25 protein-coding genes and 1 riboswitch are annotated in these 22,286 nt (G+C 34.6%); all 25 genes read right to left on the minus strand.

Annotation, left to right across the window (positions count from 1 at the left end):
- Positions 1 to 1,527 (minus strand): glutamine-hydrolyzing GMP synthase, encoded by a 1,527-nt coding sequence (gene guaA, locus AB1349_03710; GenBank protein ID MEW6556443.1) that lies wholly within the window; start codon positions 1,525 to 1,527, stop codon positions 1 to 3.
- Positions 1,524 to 2,687 carry a GuaB3 family IMP dehydrogenase-related protein gene (locus tag AB1349_03715; protein ID MEW6556444.1) on the minus strand — a complete coding sequence of 388 codons (1,164 nt, stop codon included), beginning with the start codon at positions 2,685 to 2,687 and terminating at the stop codon, positions 1,524 to 1,526. Before AB1349_03715 ends, guaA begins: the two co-directional genes overlap by 4 nt.
- Positions 2,688 to 2,698: 11 nt before the next feature.
- Complete coding sequence (gene thyX, locus AB1349_03720; GenBank protein ID MEW6556445.1) at positions 2,699 to 3,316, minus strand: FAD-dependent thymidylate synthase; 618 nt, start codon at positions 3,314 to 3,316, stop codon at positions 2,699 to 2,701.
- 136 nt (positions 3,317 to 3,452) lie between these two features.
- Positions 3,453 to 3,881 carry a dUTP diphosphatase gene (gene dut / locus AB1349_03725; protein ID MEW6556446.1) on the minus strand — a complete coding sequence of 143 codons (429 nt, stop codon included), beginning with the start codon at positions 3,879 to 3,881 and terminating at the stop codon, positions 3,453 to 3,455.
- On the minus strand, positions 3,823 to 6,273 hold the full coding sequence (gene nrdD, locus AB1349_03730; GenBank protein MEW6556447.1) for an anaerobic ribonucleoside-triphosphate reductase: 2,451 nt from the start codon (positions 6,271 to 6,273) through the stop codon (positions 3,823 to 3,825). The genes dut and nrdD overlap by 59 nt, the downstream gene beginning before the upstream one ends.
- Positions 6,236 to 6,982 (minus strand): anaerobic ribonucleoside-triphosphate reductase activating protein, encoded by a 747-nt coding sequence (locus AB1349_03735; protein MEW6556448.1) that lies wholly within the window; start codon positions 6,980 to 6,982, stop codon positions 6,236 to 6,238. The genes nrdD and AB1349_03735 overlap by 38 nt, the downstream gene beginning before the upstream one ends.
- Entirely contained in the window at positions 6,969 to 7,340 is a 372-nt protein-coding gene (locus AB1349_03740) for a hypothetical protein (protein ID MEW6556449.1), read from the minus strand. The genes AB1349_03735 and AB1349_03740 overlap by 14 nt, the downstream gene beginning before the upstream one ends.
- Positions 7,341 to 7,402: 62 nt before the next feature.
- Positions 7,403 to 7,504, minus strand: a riboswitch (purine riboswitch).
- Entirely contained in the window at positions 7,505 to 7,957 is a 453-nt protein-coding gene (gene nrdR, locus AB1349_03745; GenBank protein MEW6556450.1) for a transcriptional regulator NrdR, read from the minus strand.
- 236 nt (positions 7,958 to 8,193) lie between these two features.
- Positions 8,194 to 9,267, minus strand: coding sequence for a DNA recombination protein RmuC (locus AB1349_03750; protein MEW6556451.1), 1,074 nt, complete (start codon positions 9,265 to 9,267; stop codon positions 8,194 to 8,196).
- Positions 9,264 to 9,617, minus strand: a complete 354-nt coding sequence (gene queF, locus AB1349_03755) for a preQ(1) synthase (GenBank protein ID MEW6556452.1) — start codon at positions 9,615 to 9,617, stop codon at positions 9,264 to 9,266. The genes AB1349_03750 and queF overlap by 4 nt, the downstream gene beginning before the upstream one ends.
- A gap of 13 nt (positions 9,618 to 9,630) precedes the next feature.
- Positions 9,631 to 10,329 carry a 7-carboxy-7-deazaguanine synthase QueE gene (locus AB1349_03760; protein MEW6556453.1) on the minus strand — a complete coding sequence of 233 codons (699 nt, stop codon included), beginning with the start codon at positions 10,327 to 10,329 and terminating at the stop codon, positions 9,631 to 9,633.
- Entirely contained in the window at positions 10,326 to 10,991 is a 666-nt protein-coding gene (gene queC / locus AB1349_03765) for a 7-cyano-7-deazaguanine synthase QueC (GenBank protein ID MEW6556454.1), read from the minus strand. The genes AB1349_03760 and queC overlap by 4 nt, the downstream gene beginning before the upstream one ends.
- The gene (gene queD / locus AB1349_03770; GenBank protein MEW6556455.1) at positions 10,981 to 11,349 is read right to left on the minus strand and encodes a 6-carboxytetrahydropterin synthase QueD; all 369 of its coding nucleotides are present in this window, start codon (positions 11,347 to 11,349) and stop codon (positions 10,981 to 10,983) included. Before queD ends, queC begins: the two co-directional genes overlap by 11 nt.
- A gap of 2 nt (positions 11,350 to 11,351) precedes the next feature.
- A complete protein-coding gene (murI, locus tag AB1349_03775) occupies positions 11,352 to 12,164 on the minus strand; it encodes a glutamate racemase (protein MEW6556456.1) in 813 nt (270 codons plus the stop codon).
- Positions 12,142 to 13,776, minus strand: a complete 1,635-nt coding sequence (locus tag AB1349_03780) for an N-acetylmuramoyl-L-alanine amidase (GenBank protein MEW6556457.1) — start codon at positions 13,774 to 13,776, stop codon at positions 12,142 to 12,144. The genes murI and AB1349_03780 overlap by 23 nt, the downstream gene beginning before the upstream one ends.
- A gap of 12 nt (positions 13,777 to 13,788) precedes the next feature.
- Positions 13,789 to 14,952: a chorismate synthase gene (aroC, locus tag AB1349_03785; GenBank protein ID MEW6556458.1), complete on the minus strand. Its 1,164-nt coding sequence runs from the start codon at positions 14,950 to 14,952 to the stop codon at positions 13,789 to 13,791.
- Positions 14,953 to 15,023: 71 nt separating this feature from the next.
- Complete coding sequence (locus tag AB1349_03790; protein ID MEW6556459.1) at positions 15,024 to 15,863, minus strand: shikimate dehydrogenase; 840 nt, start codon at positions 15,861 to 15,863, stop codon at positions 15,024 to 15,026.
- Between the two features lie 128 nt (positions 15,864 to 15,991).
- Positions 15,992 to 16,273, minus strand: a complete 282-nt coding sequence (locus tag AB1349_03795) for a hypothetical protein (GenBank protein MEW6556460.1) — start codon at positions 16,271 to 16,273, stop codon at positions 15,992 to 15,994.
- Complete coding sequence (locus AB1349_03800) at positions 16,191 to 16,415, minus strand: BrnT family toxin (GenBank protein ID MEW6556461.1); 225 nt, start codon at positions 16,413 to 16,415, stop codon at positions 16,191 to 16,193. Before AB1349_03800 ends, AB1349_03795 begins: the two co-directional genes overlap by 83 nt.
- 101 nt (positions 16,416 to 16,516) lie before the next feature.
- Positions 16,517 to 17,059, minus strand: a complete 543-nt coding sequence (locus AB1349_03805) for a hypothetical protein (protein MEW6556462.1) — start codon at positions 17,057 to 17,059, stop codon at positions 16,517 to 16,519.
- A 5-nt stretch (positions 17,060 to 17,064) separates the two neighbouring features.
- Complete coding sequence (locus AB1349_03810) at positions 17,065 to 19,836, minus strand: N-6 DNA methylase (protein ID MEW6556463.1); 2,772 nt, start codon at positions 19,834 to 19,836, stop codon at positions 17,065 to 17,067.
- A gap of 7 nt (positions 19,837 to 19,843) precedes the next feature.
- Positions 19,844 to 20,440 carry a hypothetical protein gene (locus AB1349_03815; GenBank protein ID MEW6556464.1) on the minus strand — a complete coding sequence of 199 codons (597 nt, stop codon included), beginning with the start codon at positions 20,438 to 20,440 and terminating at the stop codon, positions 19,844 to 19,846.
- Positions 20,430 to 20,600, minus strand: coding sequence for a hypothetical protein (locus AB1349_03820; protein MEW6556465.1), 171 nt, complete (start codon positions 20,598 to 20,600; stop codon positions 20,430 to 20,432). Before AB1349_03820 ends, AB1349_03815 begins: the two co-directional genes overlap by 11 nt.
- A gap of 32 nt (positions 20,601 to 20,632) precedes the next feature.
- Positions 20,633 to 22,000: a TldD/PmbA family protein gene (locus AB1349_03825; GenBank protein ID MEW6556466.1), complete on the minus strand. Its 1,368-nt coding sequence runs from the start codon at positions 21,998 to 22,000 to the stop codon at positions 20,633 to 20,635.
- The gene (locus tag AB1349_03830) at positions 21,997 to 22,212 is read right to left on the minus strand and encodes a hypothetical protein (GenBank protein ID MEW6556467.1); all 216 of its coding nucleotides are present in this window, start codon (positions 22,210 to 22,212) and stop codon (positions 21,997 to 21,999) included. The genes AB1349_03825 and AB1349_03830 overlap by 4 nt, the downstream gene beginning before the upstream one ends.
- Positions 22,213 to 22,286: the final 74 nt, after the last annotated feature.

Here is a 22,286-nt window from a genome sequence, read left to right on the forward strand (position 1 = left end):
TCATTCCCATTCTATTGTTGCAGGTGGTTTTGAGGTAATATCATAAACCACTCTATTCACGCCTTTTACTTCGTTCACAATTCTGGTTGATATTTTTTCAAGTAATTGATATGGAACTCTTGAAAAATCAGCAGTCATTCCATCAGTACTTTCAACTATTCTTATAGTAATCACATTTTCATAACTGCGTCTATCACCTTTAATCCCGACGGTTTTCACAGGTAAAAGAATTGCAAACGATTGCCATACTTTATAGTAATACCCTGACTTTTTCATTTCATCAATCAATATATAGTCGGCATCTTTCAAAATTTTCAATTTTTCTTCTGTTATCTCACCAATAATTCTTATTGCTAATCCAGGACCTGGAAATGGCTGCCGATAAACAATCTCATTTGGTAACCCAAGTTGTTTTGCAATAGTTCGGACTTCATCTTTGAATAAAAACTTCAGTGGCTCAACAAGTTCAAGGTTCATTTTTTCAGGTAGCCCGCCTACATTATGGTGTGATTTTATTTTTGAAGATGGTCCTTTCACAGGTTGAGATTCAATCAAATCAGGATATAATGTTCCCTGTGCTAAAAATTTTGCATCTTTAATTTTTTTTGCCTCTTTTTCAAATACTTCTACAAATAGTCGTCCAATAATTTTCCTTTTTCGTTCAGGATTTGTAACATATTTCAATTTTTTTAGAAAAACTTTTTGGGCCTCAACAAAATGGATTTCAAGACGGAATTTCTTACCAAATATATTCCGTATTCGTTCGGGCTCTTCTTTTCGCAACAGCCCGTTATCTACAAAGATAGGAATAACATTTTTACTAATTGCCTTTTTTAATATCATCGCAGTAGTTGAAGAATCTACACCACCTGAAAGCCCGCATATAACTTTGGAATTCTGAACCTTCTTTCTTATTTCGGTTATTTCCTGGCTGATAAATGATTTCAAGTTCCAATCTTTTTTTGATTTGGCTATATTAAAAACAAAATTCTCAAGTAGTTTTTTACCATATTCTGTATGAACAACCTCGGGATGGAATTGAACACCATACAGGTTTCTGTTGAGATTCATAAACGCTGCATATTCAATATTTTTTGTTTCTGCTATTTTAACAAATCCTTTTGGTAATATTTTTATTCTATCAGAATGGCTCATCCATACATTGAATTGTTTCGGTAACCTGTGAAAAAGCAGATTCTTTCTGTCAACACAGATTTCTGACTTCCCGTATTCTTGTAATTTTCCATTTACAACTTTACCGCCAAATATCTTTGCCAGAAGTTGCATTCCGTAACATATACCTAACACAGGAATTCCTAAATTGAAAATATAAGTGTCACAAGTAGGTGAATTTTTTGAAATAACAGACGCAGGTCCGCCTGACAGTATAATTCCGGAAGGTGACTTTTTCAGCAGTTCAACACTACAAGTATTATATGGCAGAATTTCAGAGAATACATTTAATTCTCTAATTCTTCTTGCAATAAGTTGGGTATATTGAGACCCAAAGTCCAGTATTACAATCATTTTCCCATCCCAACACCTTGTTTTTTCTGTAGAATTTTGCCTTCGTGTTTTATTTCAGGTGCAAGTATAATTTCAACCTTTTGCATCTCTTTTATATTTTTTGCACCGAGTGAACCCATACTGGTTTTTAAGGCACCAACCAGATTTTGTGTGCCATCGTCAGTTTTTGCTGGTCCAAATAGTATCTCTTCAAGTTTTCCAGAGATACCAACATATATACCTGTTCCTCTGGGCAGATTCTTATGCGAGGTTGCCATGCCCCAATGCCAGCCGCGACCTGGCGATTCTTCTGCACGGGCAAACCCGCTGCCAATCATCACAGCATCACTTCCACAAGCGAATGCTTTACAAATATCGCCACCAGTTATCATTCCACCATCAGCAATTACAGAAACATATCTTCCTGTAGTTTTGTAATAGGAATCTCTCGCAGATGCGCAATCAATAATTGCTGTAACCTGTGGGACACCTATTCCCAAAACACCTCTTGTTGTACAGGCAGCACCAGGACCGACACCAACCAGAATACCACAGCAGCCGGTTTCCAATAGTTCAAGTGCTGCATTGTATGTGACTGTATTTCCAATAATAACAGGGATTTTAACTGAACTACAGATTTTTTTTAAGTCAATCGTTTGCTGTCTTGTAGAAATAAACTTTGCAGTTGTAACTGTTGACTGTATTACAAAAATATCACAGCCGGCTTCTTCAGCAATTTTTGAATATCGTTCGGCATTTTTGGGAATTGTTGAGACAGCAGCAATCCCGCCTCTTTTTTTTATTTCGCTTATTCGTTTTGATATTAGTTCTTCTTTTACTGGCTGTTTGTAAATTTCCTGAATAATTTCGGTTGAATTTTTTTTTCTACAAGCATCTTTGATTTTTCTAATTACTTGTTGTGTGTTTTTATATCTTGTCTGGACACCATCTAAATTAAGCACTGCCAAACCACCGAGTTTGCTAAAGGCGTCTGCAAACTTTACATCCACCACACCATCCATTGCAGACGCTAAAAACGGAATTTTTAATTCTATATTCCCGATTTTTGTGGAGATATCTACATCATCAATATCTACCGTCACAGTTGACGGCACAAGTGCTATCTCATCAAACCCGTAAGCCCGTTTTATTTCTTTCTCTCTGCCTATAAAAAACGCCATATTTTTCCCTCTCACCCCTTTATAATTGTTCTTTCTTTTTCATCAATGACAAAATCACCAAATACAGATGGCGCTTTTTGTCTGATAATTTTTAGCAGTTCAATACATACCTCTCGGATTTCCCATTGTGCTCGTTTAGAACCACGAACTTCAAATATATGCCTTAACTCTCGGAAATTTGTTGAGAAAACTATTTCGCTACAACATGCATTAGGCAGAATATATCGGGCGTCTTCATTTGGGATATTCAGTGATTGGAGTCTTGTGTAGATATCTCTTGCATTTTCTAAAAAGTTGTCATATAACTTTTTTGCTTCATCATTATTTTTAATTTTTTCAGGTGTTATGTATGTAAAATTTTTTTCGTTAACATAGCGCTGTGACTGCTGTGAAAATGCACACAGCCTGTGCCTAACAAGCTGATGTGTGAATGCCCGCGAGACATCTTTAAGCCGAAATGTTACATACGCATGCTCCAAGACAGATGTATGCCCTGCTTTTATTAAGCCCTGTATAAACCTTTTTTCAGATCCTGCTGTTTTTTTATCAAACGACATATAACATGTTCTTCCCGCGTTCTCAACCAATTTTTCTGCATCTGGTGTAATTGCCAAAAGTTCTATCAGCATAGAATTATCCTCCTTCGCCTTGTCCCTAAAAATTTTGATAGTTGCTCATTTAGCTAAATGAGCAACTATTGTTAATAATTTACCGACGAGCCATATTTTTCATTTTCTCATTTAGGCAAATGAGAAAATAACCTTATTATCCAGTTGAGCCAAACCCTCCACTGTCTCTTTTTGTTTTATTTAATTTTTTTACTTCTTGCCATACAATTTTTTCTATTTTACAGAGCGCAGCCTGTGCGATTCTTTCTCCTTTTTTTATACTGACATTTTTGTCTGTACTGTTATACAGAATCACACAGACCTTACCTCTGTAGCCCGCATCAATCGTTCCCGGCGTATTCAACACTGTCACTCCTTTTTTTAATGCCAGTCCACTTCTTGGTCTTATCTGGAGTTCATAACCCAAAGGCACTGCTACCTTTATACCTGTTGGTACAAGTTCTCTTGAAAATGGTTTAATGATTACATCTTTCTTTGCATTTATTAAATCAACACAGGAATCGCCACTATGCTGATATTGTGGCAAGTTGAGATTTTTCCGGCATCTCAATATTTTTACGAGCATCGTTTTCCTCCACCGAATAAATTCCTTTATGTCTGTCTTTTAACTCACCTAATTTTGATTTATTCCAGTTTGATATTCTTGAATAATATCCGACGATTCTTGTAATTTGATAAACATTTTGGGAACCGCATCTTAAACAATTACTCTTTAGTCCGCGAACCGTTCTGCAACAATCCTCGCAGACAGTAAACTCTGGTGAGATTGTGAGTTGGGCACATTTTGTATTTTGCCAGGTTTTTTTAACAAGTGCAAAAATTGAAGATGAATGCGGTTTTTGTTCGCCTATGAATGCATGGATAATAGCACCGCTTTCTATAAGCGGATGAAACTGACTTTGTTTTATTATCCTATCAATAAGCCCAATAGGTGCATTCGCAGCAAAATGGATACTGTTTGTATAATAATACTCGTCGCGGTTTATATCACCTTTTATAACCTCTTTTGCCTGTGTATACTTTTGGAGGTCAACCTTTGATAGTCGTCTTGCAGCAGATTCTGCCGGGCTTTCTTCAAGCGAGAATTTCAGGTTGTATTTTTTTTCGTATTCTTTTGTTTTCAGATACATAAAAGAAACTATTTTTAAGCCCAGTTGAAACGCGCTCTCATCTTCGTGGAGTTGTTTTCCTGTTATGTACTGAACACATTCATTGAGTCCAATTATACCTATTATATATGTTGCTTTTTCCAAGTCAACATACGGTCTGCCATCAGATGCATTTTTTCCTATTTGATAGAGTGGCATTTCTTCAGATGTGCTAATTTTTTTCACAAACGATTTTTTTTGGAGATGCGCTTTTACACACAACGCTATATCTTCCTCAATTTCAGTTAACAGTTTATCAGTATTTCCCTTCCCAGCCCGATATGCTGTCTGCGGAAGATTAACTGTAACATTTTGGAACCCACAGAACCGCATTGATTCTGGATGCTCAATCATATAATTATCTTTTATTTGTGTCCGCAGACGACAGCAGGCAGAAAGTGTAACCTCATCTCTATCAAATATAAAATATGGTGTTCCGTTTTCTGACGCAACAAGGCATGCGTATTCCAGAATTTTTTTTTGGTTCTCGTCTGTAAAAGTTTCTTCATTTATATGTAAATCACATTTCGGAAATGCAAACACATTGCCGTATCTATCGCCTCTACGCCATACCTCTAAAAGTGCCATTGCGAACATCTGTGCTGTTTTTTCATAATCACTGTAAGTTCTGCCTGTATATTGTCCACCCGGACCGATTGCCTGTATATTTTTGAGATATGATGGCACACCAGTATGGATATTAGCGTCTAAAAACAAAACCTGTCCACCACGCGAGAATGCCGACTGAGAAAGTGAAAAGATAAGATACTGTGCTTCTTGAAGCATTTCTTCGTAACTTAACCCGACAAGATACGGTGCATAAAAGACATTTAAATAACCAATCCCGAGTGCACCTGCATAATACGCCTGCATAGAAGCAAGAAATGTATTAAGATGTCCTGTAAGCGTTCTTGCGTGTTTTGCAGAACTGGAGATAACATCAAGATTTTCCAATGCAAGTCCATATTTTTTTATGTATTCTAAAGAATGACTTGAACAATAAACTCTTGTAGGATAGCCTAAATCATGTATATGGATACGACCTTCTAAATGGGCATCAGAAACATCACGCGAAAAAATATTGTTCAATGCATACTGTTTAAGTATTATCTCTGCAACTGATAGATTTATTGCTTCAGGATTATGCGAGGTAACATTTGAGTTTTCTTTCCCTTTGGAGAATACAATCTGTTCTAAATTATAGGTTGGGATTCCAAGTGATGTCTGTTTTTTTATTTTTGCTGAGAAACCTAAAGCAAAAAGTTCGTTATCAACTAGTTCTCTTAAAAGCGAAGTTGTAATTTTACTAATAGTGGACATTATTACTTTTTTTTCTATATTATTTGCAATTTTACGAGCATCATTATGTGGGATTCTGGCTTCTTTTACAAGTGCGTCAATAATTTTTGTTTTATCCCACGAGGATGTCTCTTCTTCAAGTTCTGCCTGAACAAGAAGCGACAAGTCGGTTGAATCCGCTTTTTCTTTTCGTTTCGCTACTTTTAATTGTTTTCGGATTTCGTTTTTTTTAACCCGTCTTCTATGATATGCCTGAAATGTTTGTTCGTATCGCCCGTCAATAAGAACTCTTTCAACTGCATCGCTTATTATCTGCGTTGTAATTGTTTCGCCAGGCAGAAAATTTGTTTTTAGGTATTTTGCAACATTGCTAACGATTTTTTTGATTTCTTCCTTACTTTCACAGCCACCTTCTTTACTTGCACGGTTGAGTGCTGTAAAGATTTTTTGTTCATCTGCCAACTCAAAGGTATTATCCTTCTTTTTTACATAACTGAAGTACTTCTGCATAACGCAATCCCTCCGCATTAGAAACAATGATTTCGTGTTTCCGCAAACACGAAATATTCTTTTCCATTTTTTTCATATCTTTATCTGAGTATGGTTCAAGATTTGCGTAATTTTTGTTCAGTGTATTATGCGGGACAAATTTCTGAATAGTATATTTTTTGCCGCAAATTTTTTCAGAGATTTTTTTAATATCGTCTATATCTACAATTCCCGGCACAGCAGTTGTTCTGAACAAACAATCTATTTTTGAGTTAATTAAGATATCAATTGAGTGAATTATATCACGGAGATTTACTGTTATGCCACAGGCGACATTATATTTTTTTTGCTCGACTGAAGTTTTTATATCCATAGCAACTGAATCCACGAGCTTGTTTAAAATGAGTTCTTTTAGAAGTTCAGGTTTTGAGCCATTAGTATCAATTTTTACTGTAAACCCGTTGTTTTTAATTTCGGAGATGAGTACTTTTAAGTTTTTGTTTATTGTCGGCTCTCCACCAGTTATTACAAACCCGTCAATCCAGTCTTTTCTATCTTTGAATTTTTGTAATATCTCGGTAATATGGATCCTGTTCGCTGTTTTGCCTAATACAAGGTCTCTATTCTGACACCACGGGCAGCGGAAATTACAACCTGATAAAAACAAAACACAAGAAATTTTTCCATCCCAATCTAAAAGTGATGTTTCAAGATAATCAGCAACATACATTTTTAAATTCCTCTTCTTCAGGTATATTTTTCCATCGTTTGACCTCGTAGCCGTTCTTTTCAATAACAATTGTAGGAATATCAAACGCAACATATATTGCTGCTTCCGTTAAGCCGTCTAATGTATCCAAATCGTAATAATTAAGTACTGGTTTATTTTCAAATTGCCTTAAATACTGATGTATTTTTTCAATTACTTTTTTGCAGATATCACAATCGTTCTTACCAAAAAATTTGATTTTCATGCCCTGTAGTGACTTCTCTGCTGTTGCTATATTAGAAATCTGCAATGAGGAAATAAACTCAATTTTTTCCTGTGATAACGAACACTTACCGGATTCACAAATTTCATTACTCATTTGTCTGCCTCCAAACAAAAACCCGAATAACTACAATAAAAGAAATCATTCGGGTTTTTTATACCTGAAAACTTTTCTATCGTAGTCATTCCATTAACGGTGGAATGGTAGAAACTCCTAGACCATATTACTAGGATTATACGAATTTTCTTATTATTCTGAATCTATTTTCTTCTTTTCAACTTTCTTAACTCTTTCAGAAATGTATCAATACTATCAAACTTTCTGTAGATTGATGCAAACCTAACATATGCAACTTCATCAATTTTTCTGAGCCGTTTTAACACCATTTCGCCTATTGTTTTAGATGGCACTTCCATTATGTAGTCGTGTAATTCCATTTCTATTTCACTGATAATTCTTTCTATCGTTTCTTCAGGAACCGGTCTTTTAAGACATGCCATTCTGACACCTTTTCTAAGTTTTTCTAAATCAAACGGTGCTCGTTTGCCATCACTTTTAATCACAGTAAGCGGTGGGATTTCTACTCTTTCAAATGTAGTAAATCTTTTTTTACAACGAGCACATTCCCTTCTTCTTTTGATTATTGAACTGTTTTCAATTTGACGGGTATCGCTGACACCACAATTGTGCCATCCACAAAAAGGGCATTTCATAACTACAACCTATACTACATGTTTGCTATTGATATACTAAATAATGAATTATTATTACGATAAGTAGATTGGTTAGTATTATATTATACTACATATAGTTTGTCAAGTCCCTTTTTTATTTTTTACAAAATTTTTTTAGGGAGGTAACCAAACCGAAAGAATTTACCGATAGAAACACGGACTACACAGGCAAGCGAAAAGTTTTTTATTGTATTCATTCCAAATTTTTTAATTTTTTATTCTATTGCTTTTGTTTCCTGATGTTCTACAGAAACAAGTTTGTATTCAAACTTTTCTAATTTTTTAAGTGTTTCATCATATTTGCCGGCAGTTTTAGAAATATGGCCGCCAAGTGTTTCAAAATCATCTTTAAATTTCTGGAAATCACCAGTAAGTCGCAAAAGTGTCTCCATAATATTTCTGGCGCTTTCTTCAATTTTCATTCCACGCAGTCCTAAAACAATCGCCTGAAGATATGCATAAAACGAATTCGGTGAAACGGGAATGACCCGTTTTTGTAATGCATATGAAGAAATAGATGTCTCATCAGTATTTTCATCTTTTATAATTGTTTCATAATATACATTCTCGGCTGGTATATACATCAACGCGAAATCAAAAGTATCTTCGTCTGGCAAGATATATTTTTCTGAAATTGCATCAATATGTTTTTTAACATCACTAACAAATTTTTTGCGTGCTTGATTTTTTTCTTTTTCTTCAACTGCTTCAATCATTTTCTTGAAATTTTCAAGTGGGAATTTAGAATCCACCGGAACCAGTCCACTACCCAGTTTTATAACCGCATCTACTTTTTCGCCTGATTTGAACTGATACTGCAATATAAAAAACTTGGGTGGCAGTATCTGTGTTAGCAAATCACCGAGAAAAAACTCGCCGATATTCCCACGCAGTTTCGGTGCTCTCAAAATTTCTTGAAGTGACGCAATATCCTGACCAACCTCAAACACTCGTTTGGTTGCCTCTGAAAGTTGACCGATACTTTTGTTGACATCGCCTACAACTCTTGTTGCACTATCCAGTCGGTCTCCGATACTTTTTTGTGAGTTAAGCAGTTGTTCAGCAACTGATGAAAGTTGTTTGTTAACCTGAGAAGTCAAGGTTGCAATCTGTTGATTTGCAATCAGTGTATTATTGGTTAATGTATCACTCACTTGTTGTCTTAATGCCTCAATCTGTTGTTGGATAAGCAGGTTTGACTGCGATTCCTTTTGTGGATTCTTTTTAAGAAGTAAAACTACAAGCGCCAAAATTACTATTACAGCAATAATTAAAAGAGTTTCTATCATTTTTTATAATCCGCTTTTAATGTTGTTTTAAGCCCACCACGAATATTGAAAACTGCTTCAATACACATTTTTTTTGGTTTAACCATTTTGACCAAATCAGAAAGCACTCTATTTACGACACTTTCATGGACGATACCTGCATTTCTGTAACTCTGCAGATAAAATTTTAATGATTTTAACTCAACACAGTGTTTATCCGGTATGTATGAAATTGTAAGATGTGCGAAATCAGGTAATCCTGACCAGGGACAGAGGCAGGTGAATTCATCTGTTTCAACAACAATCTCAATTTTTTTGCCTTTATATTCGTAATCAATAGTTTTCAGCAGTTTCGGATTTATTTTGTTCATTTTTCAATAGTTACTATCGTATGCCTATTTTCTTGTGGATTTGTGATACAATAGAAACATTTTCTATCCCACCTTTTTGCTCTGCATAATTTTTTAAAACCTGAATCTGTTTAAACGGCATTGAACCAATTTCTCTGATAGGTGTTACAGGTTGAATCACAAGTGGAATTGAGGTATCAACATTTGAAATAAGCTCTACTGCTTTTTGGAATTCATCAAAAGTTGATTTAGCAGTTATGACAATTTTGACAAATACACACCCTTTTGCTAATTTCAGAAACTTTGAATACACTTGCCAGAGTTCTATGCCACACGCTGATGGCAGTTTTATATCCATTGCCACATAATCAATAATATCTGCGATTGTTGAAAACTTTTCAGGCAGTGTGCCGTTAGTATCAAGATATGTTTTTATTCTGCTATCTCTAAAATGTGAAATGACCTGTGAAATTATCTCTGGTTGTAATAGCGGTTCACCACCTGTAAACGAGATAAGAGATACCGTTTTATTTTCTTCCAATTCTTTTTCTACCGTTTCTTTTATTTCATCTGCTGTATACACTTTGCCGTAGACAGCAAGCCGACTTTCCGGCGTATCGCAGTAATCGCAGTTTAAGTTACAGCCTGCAAATCTTACGAAAACCATTGGTGTGCCTGCATAAATTCCTTCGCCCTGAACAGATACAAAAATTTCTGAAACTCTACCAATCATAAAATTGGATCCTTTCGGTTTGCTTTAGCAAACCCGTTTGCTCTCAAAATACAGGCGTCGCATTTCCCACAGGGATATTTTTTGCCTGAATAGCAACTCCAGGTTAATTCAAATGGAACTTTATACTTAAATCCTAATTCCACAATTTCTTTTTTTGTTTTATAAAGTAACGGGGTTTCTATTTTTATTTTTGTTCCACCTTTTGTTTCCCCTTTTGTTTTTGTTCCATTATACAAAATGCGATTAAAACTTTTGTAGTACTGTGGACGGCAATCGGGGTAGCCTGAAAAATCAACAGCATTGGCACCGATAAAAATTTTTATGGCACCTATTGTTTCCGCATATGAAAGTGCATAACTTAAAAAGATTGTATTTCTACCTGGCACATATGTTGATGGAATAGAATCTCCTATTATTTTATTATACGGAATTTTTTTAGTTTTATCAATAAGTGAACTGCCTTTCCATGGAAAGGCAATTTTTACAATTTGGTATTTGCAACCTGTGATACTTGCAATTTTTTGGGCAGATTCAATCTCTTTTTTATGTCGCTGACCATAATCAAAAATCAGACAGTATGTTGTATATTTTTTTTTTGCGATAAAAAGCGCTGTTGCAGAATCAAGCCCGCCTGATAACAAAACAACCGCCTTAGGTTTCATAATAACTTGCGTAATTTCTTTCTGTTTCCCAAACAACAACTTTAATTTTTAATTTTGAATTTTTAATTTTCAATTGTATTTGTCTGTGTATGTATTTTGCGATATTTTCAGCAGTTGGATTAATTCTATCAAATGGTTTAATTTCATTCAGATATTTATGGTCAAGTGTGGCTATAATTTCGTTAAGTTGCTTTTTCAGAATAGTAAAATCAACGAGCATTCCTGTCTTATCCAGTTTTTGCCCACAGACAGATATACAGACATTGTAATTATGCCCGTGCAGATGTTCACATCTGCCTTTATAGTTTCTCAAATTATGCGCAGCTGAAAAATTATCTTCAACAAAAATTTCAAACATAATTAGCCAACATCTATTTTAGATACACTTACTATTTTTTTATTAAGAAACAACTTCCCTAATTTTTTGAATTTTTCAGGCGCATCCGATACAAAAAACTTTAGATAACCATGCTTCTTATCAGTATTCAATATCTTTTGGTTCTTAAGTATCTGCTTGACTTTCAAAGAAACTGTTGAAGCAGAATCAACAAGTGTAATTTTGTTGCCGAGCACCTTTTGAATAACTTCTTTAATCAGCGGATAATGTGTGCAGCCAAGAATAACAGTATCAACTCCAAATGTTCTCAACGGATACAGATATTCTTGTGCAATCTCAATTGTAATTTTTTTATTTATCCAGCCCTCTTCAACCAGCGGAACAAAAAGCGGACAGGCGCGATTTACAACCTTACAGTTTGGCGATATTCTTTTTATCTGTTTTTTATACGCACCACTTTTTATAGTTGCTTCAGTTCCAATCACGCCAATTTTATTCTTTTTTGTAAAGGAAACAGCCGCAGAGACACCAGAATCAATAACACCAATTACAGGTATTTTTATCTTCTTGCGTAGCACATCTAACGCTACCGAAGATGCAGTATTACAGGCAACAAGCAGCATCTTGATATGTTTTTGTATCAGGAAATCAGCAATTTCTTTTGAGAATTTTATCACGGATTCTTTTGACTTTGTTCCATATGGTACCCGTGCAGTATCACCAAAATAGATTATATTTTCAGACGGCAGTATCTTGAGCAACTCTTTTACAACGGTAAGCCCGCCTACACCTGAATCAAAAACGCCTATTGGACTATTTTGTAATCTGTTTTTCATATTTTTTTATACCATTGTATATCGCTTCTACTATTCTTTTTTGGAATTTTTTTTGTTTTAATAATTTTTCTTCTTTAGAATGAGATAAAAAAGCGAGTTCTACAAGCACTGCTGGCATTGTCGCACCACGCAAAACAAAAAAATTTGCCTGTTTTACACCGCGGCTTTCTATGTTGGAAAAGTTTTTGCAAACCTGTTGATTGATAAATCCGCATACCGCTGATGACTCGTTCATAAACTCATTTACCGCCATAGAAAGTAGCAGTTTTTCAATATCCTTTTTGTTATCTTTTGATAATCCTTTTTCTAAAACAACAACCGAGTTTTCCATATTCGCAACCGCCTCTGCAGCACGGTCAGTCGCATTTTCAGACAGAAAATAAATCTCAAATCCACGTGTCTCCTCTGAGATTGAGGCATTACAGTGAATACTTACAAACAGGTCTGCTAATACCTTATTTGCAAATTTTGCTCTATCAGCGAGCGGGATAAAAGTATCATCATGTCTTGTCAGATAAACTGCATATCCATCATCTTCCAGAACTTTAGCCAGTTTTAGAGCGACTGATAGATTGATATCTTTTTCTTTTGTTCCTTTGGGACCGATTGCGCCTGCATCCTCACCACCATGTCCAGCATCTACAACTATTCTGTTGAGTTTCCGAACTGTCGTACCACGCTTCCGCCACTTTGCTATTTTTTCTTTGGTGGTAGGAATTATTACTCTCGGTTTATGTGCTTCTTTTGTTTCAGACGGTGGCGGGATAATTGCAGACGGTATATTTGTCTCTGCAAAACTGGTTGATGACTGTGCAAATTCTGAAATCATTCCTGGCAGTTTTATTACCATGCTACCAACACGCTCTATATCAATCACGAACCGGTATGGTTTGTAAAGTGTGAATGTTTCAATTTTGCCTGAATAATTACCGAGGTTCACAACAAAGAATGCATCTCGGTCTAAATTGGTTGCATCAATACTATTGACTACACCATCGTTTATCACTACTGAATTCTTTTCAGGATTTAATCTGCTTCTGTAAATTTTTAGTGTTAATTTTTTTTCTTTAGAAATATCATCAAATCGCACCTCTTTTTTATTAACCATCTGAATAACCAGTCGGGTTTTATCTTTGTAAGAATAATATCTTGTTGGAAAAATATCGGGTATCGGTGTGATTCTTAAAATAGAACGATAATAATCCCACTCAGTATAAGAATTTGCAACATCTGTAAAAACTCGTGTGAGTATAAACTCCAGCGGTATCAGAAGTTTTTTGTTTTGTAATCTTGCCGGTTTGTTCATCAGGCGTTCCTGATTATTTACTACAACCTTTTTTGAATCAATCTTAAAACTTATTTCTTTATTATTCAAGGTAAGAATAATTTTTTTTGATACCGGATACCAGTTAATTTTTGCATTATAAACTCTGGCAATATCTTCACAGGATAAATAGCCCATACCTTGAATCATAAAAAGCGGGATATTAGCGACAACATTTCTTTCTTTTATTACTGTAACCTGTTTAATTGCCGAATAAACAAAAGAAAACGACAAAAAAACAAGAATAAAAAAACAACTCCAAAATTTTCCATTATTTTTTAACCACATTAAAAACTCATCCTACCTGTTTCTTAACATATCAAGATAATTTGAATAGTTTGATTTTAGTTCATCTACAGAATCACCACCAAACTTTTCACAAAACGCTCTTGCAATTTCAATAGCGACAACCGCTTCACCAATAACGCAGGCTGCCGGGACAGCACATATATCAGACCGAACAATTTGTGCCTTAATTGCCTCTTTTGTTACTATGTCAACCGATTGAAGTGATTTCTTTAACGACGGGATTGGTTTCATTGCTGCCCGAACTATTATCTGTTCACCATTAGAGATACCGCCTTCTATACCACCCGCATTATTTGATTTTCGCCAGTAGCCAATCTGATTATCATAAAAAATTTCATCATGAACCTGAGAGCCAAGTTTTCTTGCTATATCAAACCCGCGGCCTATCTCAACCCCTTTTACTGCCTGAATTGACATCATCACATAACTGAGCCGCGCATCAAGCTTTAAGTCCCACTGTGTATGGCTTCCCAGCCCGACAGGTACTTTATCAACGACTACTGTAAAAATCCCGCCAAGCGTATCACCATTCTGTTGTGCTTTTTCAATTGCTGAAATCATCAACTCTTCTGCTTTTTTATCAAGACATCGTACAGGCGAACTTTCAGCAATTTTTTCTATATCACCGGGTTTGAGTTTTATCGCAGGTGCTTTGATACCACCAATCTCCTTAGTGAACGAAACGATTTTTATACCAATTTCAGCCAACAATTTTTTGCAGACTGCACCAGCACTAACCCGTGCAGCGGTTTCTCGTGCAGAAGCCCGTTCTAAAATGTTGCGAGTATCATCAGTATTAAATTTTAACACACCTGCTAAATCCGCATGACCAGGTCGCGGACGGGTTAACTTAAACTTTTCATCGTAATCTTCTGGTTCGGTTGACATTATTGTCTTCCAGTTTTCCCAGTCTTTGTTTGATATTGTCATTGCAATAGGAGATCCTAGCGTTTTTCCATGTCGGACACCCGATGTAATAGAAACCCTGTCTTTTTCAATTGATTGCATCCTTTCACCGCGACCGAAACCTTTCTGTCGACGGGCAAGTTCGGTATTTATAAACTCTTCAGTCAACTCAACTCCTGAAGGAAGCCCTTCAAGTATCACAGTAAGACACTTCCCATGTGATTCACCTGCTGTAACATACCGTATCATTTTAACGCTACCTCCTATAAAGTGCAGGTTAAAGGTTAAAAGTTAAAATTAAAATCTGTGTTCATCTGTGTTCATCTGTGGCTGCTTTGTATTTTTGTCGTTATCACTTGTCTCATTATTTCAATCGGCGGTTTTTTACCTGTCCATAATTCAAACGATTTCATACCTTGATAAATAAGCATATCTAATCCATCTGAAAAAGGTGCACCAACTTTTTTTGCATCTTTGATTAACTGTGTTTGTCTGTTATAGATAACATCATACACAAACATATCCTTTCGCAATAGTTTCTTGTTAATTGGTGATGCATCTTTTTTGTCCATACCGATTGGCGTTGCATTGATAAATATATCAGATTGTAAAATATGATGACTACTTTTGTTAACCTCAATACCAAGCAATTTGCATTGTGTGTTACAAAAATGTAAGCATTTGCTTACAAATTTTTTCATTCGTTGCTTGATAATATCCGATACAACAAGTTTTTTTATACCGGATTTTATCAACGCATATGCGATTGCTTTTGCTACACCACCACAGCCAAGCATAAAAACAGTTTTATTTTTAACAGTTGTTTTACCTTCAATAGATTTTACAAAACCGTAATGGTCAGTATTATATCCCGATAGGAAACCATTCCTATTGACGATAGTATTCACAGCACCGATTTTTTTTGCTTCATCAGAAATTTTATCTAAAAATTTGATTACATTTTCTTTGTGTGGAATTGTGATATTCACACCGGCAATATTCAAAACACGAATTGATTCAACAGCAGTTTTAAGCTGGCTTGGCTTGATATTAAAAGGAATATACACATAATCCAAGCCCATTTTTTTTATTGCAGCATTATGCATCGCTGGTGAAAGCGAATGTTCTATCGGCCAGCCAAAAATGCCTAAAATTTTCATTTTTGTCTCTAATTTTTCTAATTATGAAATTGTTAAAAAACTCCTATAAGTTGTCATTCTGAGCAAAGCGAAGAATCTCTTACCAACCAAACGTGAGTTCCTTCACATCGTTCAAGATGACAAATTGATTAGATTCTTGACTGAGCATGAATAATACCAGCGATTACCCTTAATGTTCGATTAATTGATTCGGATGTGGGAAATACTTTTGACACATCTGAATCTAACAACACTGCATTATTTCCTTCAGCATATTTCCGCGCATATTTCCCACGGACTCCTTTTCTGAAGTCATACTCAGGCAACATTCCGTTACCGTGCTGGTTTTTACTTACATTCTTCATAACTTTTCCTTTTCCGACGAGTAGCCCACCTTGCACTAATAATACGAATGGTATCTTTCTGTTCACAGTGGACTACTATTGAAATTCGTCCTTTATATATTTGTCCGATTGTTACAAACCGTTTTTCTCCTGGTTTTGAATGTAGCGGGTCAATAATAGTTACAGAAAAAGGAACTCCAAAAATTGTTGAGGCCTCTTCAAACGACACTTTATGCTTTTTATATAATTAGATTTCGCTTTTCCTGAGTCCCATTCAAAAGTTAATCCCAATTTAATTCTCCTTTTCTTGAACCATTTCCAAATTACTTTTTAATTACCTCCGTCCCCAGTATTTTTTGTCTTATATTTCCCTGTTTGTATTTTATGGATTATCAATTTCTCTATATTTCCTTCATCTTCTAGATCTGAGTTTCTATATTTACAATCAGGATTAGGACATTCATAAGTATAACCTTGATTTAATTCACAATCACACTTTGGGCAATGTGGAGTTAAATTACAAATTTTGTTATCAATATACTTCCAATGCCAACATACTTTATAAAAAACATCTTTTGTATAATTATACCAGTCAAGTTTTTCTGATTTCTTGTTTTTAAACAGCATAATTCCCACAAAAATAATAAAAATAAGCAAGGGAAAAAAATCGAAAAATAATATTGTTTTCCATAAGGGTAGGGTAAATTTTTGTGTAAAAAAAAGATAAATATATACTACAAGTGTTACTATAAAGTTTAATAATGACTTTATAAAATTAAAATCAAATATATATGTTGAAACTAAATTACCTCCAGCAGTAGCAAATATCCCGACAACAAAAGTAATAAAATACTTATTTCTAATAATTTTCATTGTTCTTATTTACTTTCCACAATTTTTATTTCTTTTTCTGTAAGTCCGTAAAGTTTATAGACTAATTCGTCTATTTGGTTGTCGGTTTTTTGGATTTCGGATTCAATTCGTTTTCGCTCATCTGTAATTTTATCACCGAATTTTTGCAGTTGTTTGTTTAACTCAAGCATTCTTTGAGAAAATTGTGCAATTTTTTCTTGTTCGCTTTCACTTGCTTGAGGGATTGGAAAAATTGCTAATTCTTTAACCTTAAATTGAGGGAAAATATTGCGTTGTAACTTATCAAAAGTATTCACAAACCAAAAAGTTGTGATTTTTGAATTAAGAACAGCAAGGACAAAAAATGGCTCAATATCATGAAAATTATAAATAATCATACTATTTATATCATTCAGCAAATAATCTTTTGTAAATACAGCATAAATTGAATAAGGCGGTGGCGATGGTATCTGTCTAACCAAAATTCGTGGGTTAGTAAATAACTTTTCATCTCTTGGTGCAGCTAAACACTCTCCATATTTTAACCACCAACCACTCCAATCTATACCATACCTTTTGACATTTTTGCCCTCTAAATATTTACCGTAATCAGCATCTTCTTTCGTTTTACTATGATAGACACGGTTGTTTTTCATCGTGTCTGTTTGTTTTGGTTTTCCTTTGCCTGTTTCGTATGCTTTTAATCCAGCTTTGATGATGGAAAAAGAGTCAAGTGATTTTGAATGGTTTTTTATTTTTCCCAATATAGTTATTTTATCTTTGTTTTTAGTTAATACGATGTTTATTATGTAATTATTGCCCTTGAAAAGTGATGGTGCAAATTTTCCAACAATTTCAAGTTTTCCATCTCTAAACTCGCCGAGTGTTATATCAGTAGGTTTTCCTTTTTGAAAAACTAACAAACAGGTGTCAATATTAGCATCTTGAAAAACTTTATCAAAAATATTGATAATTTTAAGATTGCTTGTCTCTTGTAATAGAAATTTCCTAAACTCTGAAAAAGTATCAATAGTAAGCCAGTTATTCGGAATAATAAAACCGAAATAACCATTTCTATCGAGCAGTTCATATGCCTTATTCACGAATAAAAGATAGGTATTTATTTGATATTTAACTAAATCATAATTTTCATAATAATATTTTTTCTCTTTCTCTGAAAAACTTTCCCCTCGCGCAAAAACATACGGGGGATTGCCGATGATGATGTCAAAACCACCATTGGATTCTTTGGCTCGTCCCGTTTCAACACCGAGATTGCCACGGCTACGCCTCGCAATGACATTGGGCTGGTCTGATGAGATTGCTACAGGACTTCGTCCTTCGCAATGACACAACACTTCTGGGAATTCTTCAGACCAGTTGAATGCTTTGTTGCCTGCAACTGTTGGGTCATCAATCAGCGAATTCCCGCATCTGATATTTTTTAACATTGGCAAGCGTTCACGAGTATAAAGCGTTTTCAGAAGCAAATTCATCTGTGTAATTTCTACTGCCTGTTTATCAAGGTCAACACCATAGATATTGTTCTGCAGTATTTCGGGTTTTCGGACTCCGCCTAACTCACCCGTCCAGTATTTTACCAATTCGTCAAATGCTTTTATAAGAAATGAACCAGAGCCACAGGCGGGTTCTAAAATTTTAAGATTTTGAACTTCTTTTGGTTTTGCTGTTTTTAACACTTCTCCAACGGTATTTTTCACAATGTAATCAACGATATAAGTCGGTGTGTAATAAATCCCCTGCTCTTTTCTGTGCTGGTGTGTTTCTTTTAACTTTGCTGTTGTCGGTGTTTTTTTAAGTATATGTCCGAGATACTGCTCGTAAATACTGCCTAAAACATCAGCATTTATCACTCCAAAATCATAATGAATATTTCCATCTTTTGTCTGATATAACGATAGAATAATTTCTTCCAAAATATCGTTATCAATTTTCAGTTTCTCGCAAAGATGCGGTTCAAAAAGTTTTGAGTTATATCCGTCATCAAACTCACGGAAATTTTTTTGTAGAGAAGAGTTTAAGTCCCGCTTACTTTCTTGGCAAGAGCGAACGAGAGATAAAAGATGGTTCTGCTCAATATTTCTATCCTCGCAAGTGCGAATAAAAATTAGACGGTCAAGTATTCGCTGGACTGATTCATCAAGTTCTGTCTCTGAAATTTTATTCAATCGTGGATATTTCAGAATATTTTTAGTAAGTTTTTCGCGAGCTTTTAACAAATCGTCAAGAATCTGTTTTGAGACGGGCTGTTTCTTGATTTTCTTTCCAAATTTTTCTGACCATCTATCAAGTGTTCCAGTTTCAATACTTGTTTTACTTAATAACCATAAAGAATCAAAATCAGTAATGTAATCCATATAAGTTAAATCAAGCACTTTTGCTTTGTCAGCATCTTCTCGCCATTCTGCGTTGTAAAGTTTGAGCCCTTCAAAATCAGTCAAAATAGCCCATTGAACGCCTTTATGCCACGAATAATTTATTGCCTGTTTGCTGTATTCAGGATTATTGAGGTCGGCTTTAAGCGGTTTTGCTTCAACAAAAAACTTTACGATACCTGAAAGTATGAATGAATAATCAACCCTACCGTTTGAAATTTTGTCTTCAGCGCTAACTTCGTTAGAATTCTCAATATCCCAACCCAGTGTACGAAACAACGGAAGAATAAAATCCTTCTTGGTCATTTCTTCTTTATAGTCATTTATTTTACCATCAGTTTTTACTGTTTCATATTTTTGAATTAGTTTTTTAACTTCTGATTTTGCGGTTTCTTTGTCCATATTCTTGTTACTTTTTCCCTAATATCTTATTGAGTAGATTGGTTGTTCCTGACCTTTTAGCCCAGTTTGACAATTTTTTTAGATTCAGTTTATTTTTATTAACCACTTTAAGTATATTCTCAATATCTATAATGTCCATTGGCCCACCTGCTTTTAATTTCAAGATTATCTGACCTTCAGTATTAACTACAGGGATTGACTGTCTTGCAAAATGTAGTAGAACTGTATCTTTACAAATTTCATCTTGCCAGTTCAATGTTGATATAAGAATATCTACAATTCGTGATTTTTTTTCTCGCCCTCTTTCTTTCTTATAACAAATAATTGCATAATATGGAAAAACTTCTTGTTCTGGTTTTTTTAATTCTATTGAGTAACTTTTCGTATTAAATAGTTTTCTAAATTCTACATAAAACTTTCCTATATTTTCTGTTGATATTAAGAAATCTACATTTTTCGTCGCTCTGGGTATGCCAATAGCACCTACTCCTAACCCACCAATAAGTCCGTAAGAATTTATAATTCCTGTAGATTTAAATCCTGACAAAAACTTTGATATAACAATTAGTAAATTTTCTATTTTTTGATATTCTCTATTTTCCACTGAATTTTACTTTCTTTCCGGCTTCTGCAAGGTTTCTGCAGAACTCGGAAATCAGAAGCGTCTCTACTAATTTTTCTTTTATACTTTTTTTACGATAGTAATTTGCATGGTCATCAATGCTTCTTCTAAACTTACTATTATGACAATGGCTTCTTTTCATATATCAGTTTATTGAGATTCTGATAACTTCAACTATTCTCCTGCAACTGACAACTGGTTTATCAGCAGCGAAGGACTACCAATACTTCCATAAAATTTTAAATCATTTCCTATATCCAAAATATTATCAAACAAATCCAGAATATTTCCTGCGATTGTTACGCCGTGAACTGGGAATTTTTTTTCACCATTTTCTACATAAAAACCATTTACACCTACAGAGAACTCACCGGAAACAGCATCAGCATTATGCATTCCCATTGTTTCAGTAATATAAAGCCCGCGACCCATTTTTTTTAATAAACTATCAAGAATTGTTTCACTTTGTTGAATATAAAGGTTTGTAGCCTCCGGCACCGAAAGCCCTGAATAACCTCTTGAGGCATTCCCAGTAGATTTGGTATTGTCTTTTTTAGCCGTGTATAAATTATGAATATAATTTTTAAGCACCCCATTTTCAATAATTATTGTTTTTTGTGTTGGGATACCATCATCATCAAACGACGAAGTCGCAACCCCATTAGTAAGTGTTCCATCATCAATAATACTTAGTTTTTCAGAACATACTTTTTGGTTAATGCGTTCTTTCAATAAAGAAACATTTTTCTGGACGGCAAATGCTGAAAAAGAGGCTGAAAATAATCCTAAAAAATCACAGCCAACATTTTGGTTAAAAATTACTGGATAACTGCCTGTCTTTATTCGTTTAGCACCTAAAAGGTCAACAGCATTTCTAACTGCCTGTGAGGTTGTTGTTTCAAAATCTATATCGTTAAAAATCCTTTTTATTGTAGATTCTCCACCAACCTGAATTTCGCCACACTCACCTTCTTTCCCACGCCCTTCACTTCCATCCGAAGCAACACAAGAAATTCCATATGAAAAAAATGTCCCACGAGAAATATATGCAACCCTATTACTATTTACGATATAAGTTTCGCCTGATGATTCTGAATAACCTGCTTTTGCGATACTTCTTATTTTTTTGTTTGATAGGGCAAATCGTTCCATATTTTTCAGTATATTGATTTTTTTATCAATTGGAATCTTCCTAAAAGTTTCATCACTAATATCCAGTTCAGTATTAATTTTAGTCGGTGATGCTATAGTATTATATTCATCTTCAGGCATCAGTTCACGGTTTTGTTCTGCTAATAAAACTAAATCGTCTATTACAGAATCACTGAAATTATTTGTATACGCGAAACCTGTTCTACTGTTTTTTATGATTCTTAGTCCAATACCCTGTGATACAGTGTTATAACAATCTTCTAATTTGCCTTCAGACCATACAATTGTAGTATTATCTGTAATATCGCCGAAAAGTTCAACTTCTGTTGTTATACCAACTTTTTTTTGTAATTTTGTAAAGATATTCTTGAAAAAATTAAAATCAATCATCGTAGTAATACACTCCATGTCATATAAAATGCAATTATAGCAAGTAATATAAAAAGTGCACCGATTTTTTTGCGATGTAAAAGAATATAAGTATCGTTAAATAAAAACTCTTTGGCATAGAAGTTTATCTTCATAACCATCCTGGGATTATAGAGATAAACAAAACCTAAAAACAGCAGCAAAATTCCACAAATCATTTTTAATATAATCATACAAAACCTCCAGTATCCACACGCTATTCTAAAAAGTATTTTGATACCGTTGAAAAAGTTAATTTACCGCAGAG

The sequence above is a fragment of the Elusimicrobiota bacterium genome (genome assembly GCA_040757695.1).
In the GTDB taxonomy this organism is placed as follows: Bacteria; Elusimicrobiota; UBA8919; order UBA8919; family UBA8919; genus JBFLWK01.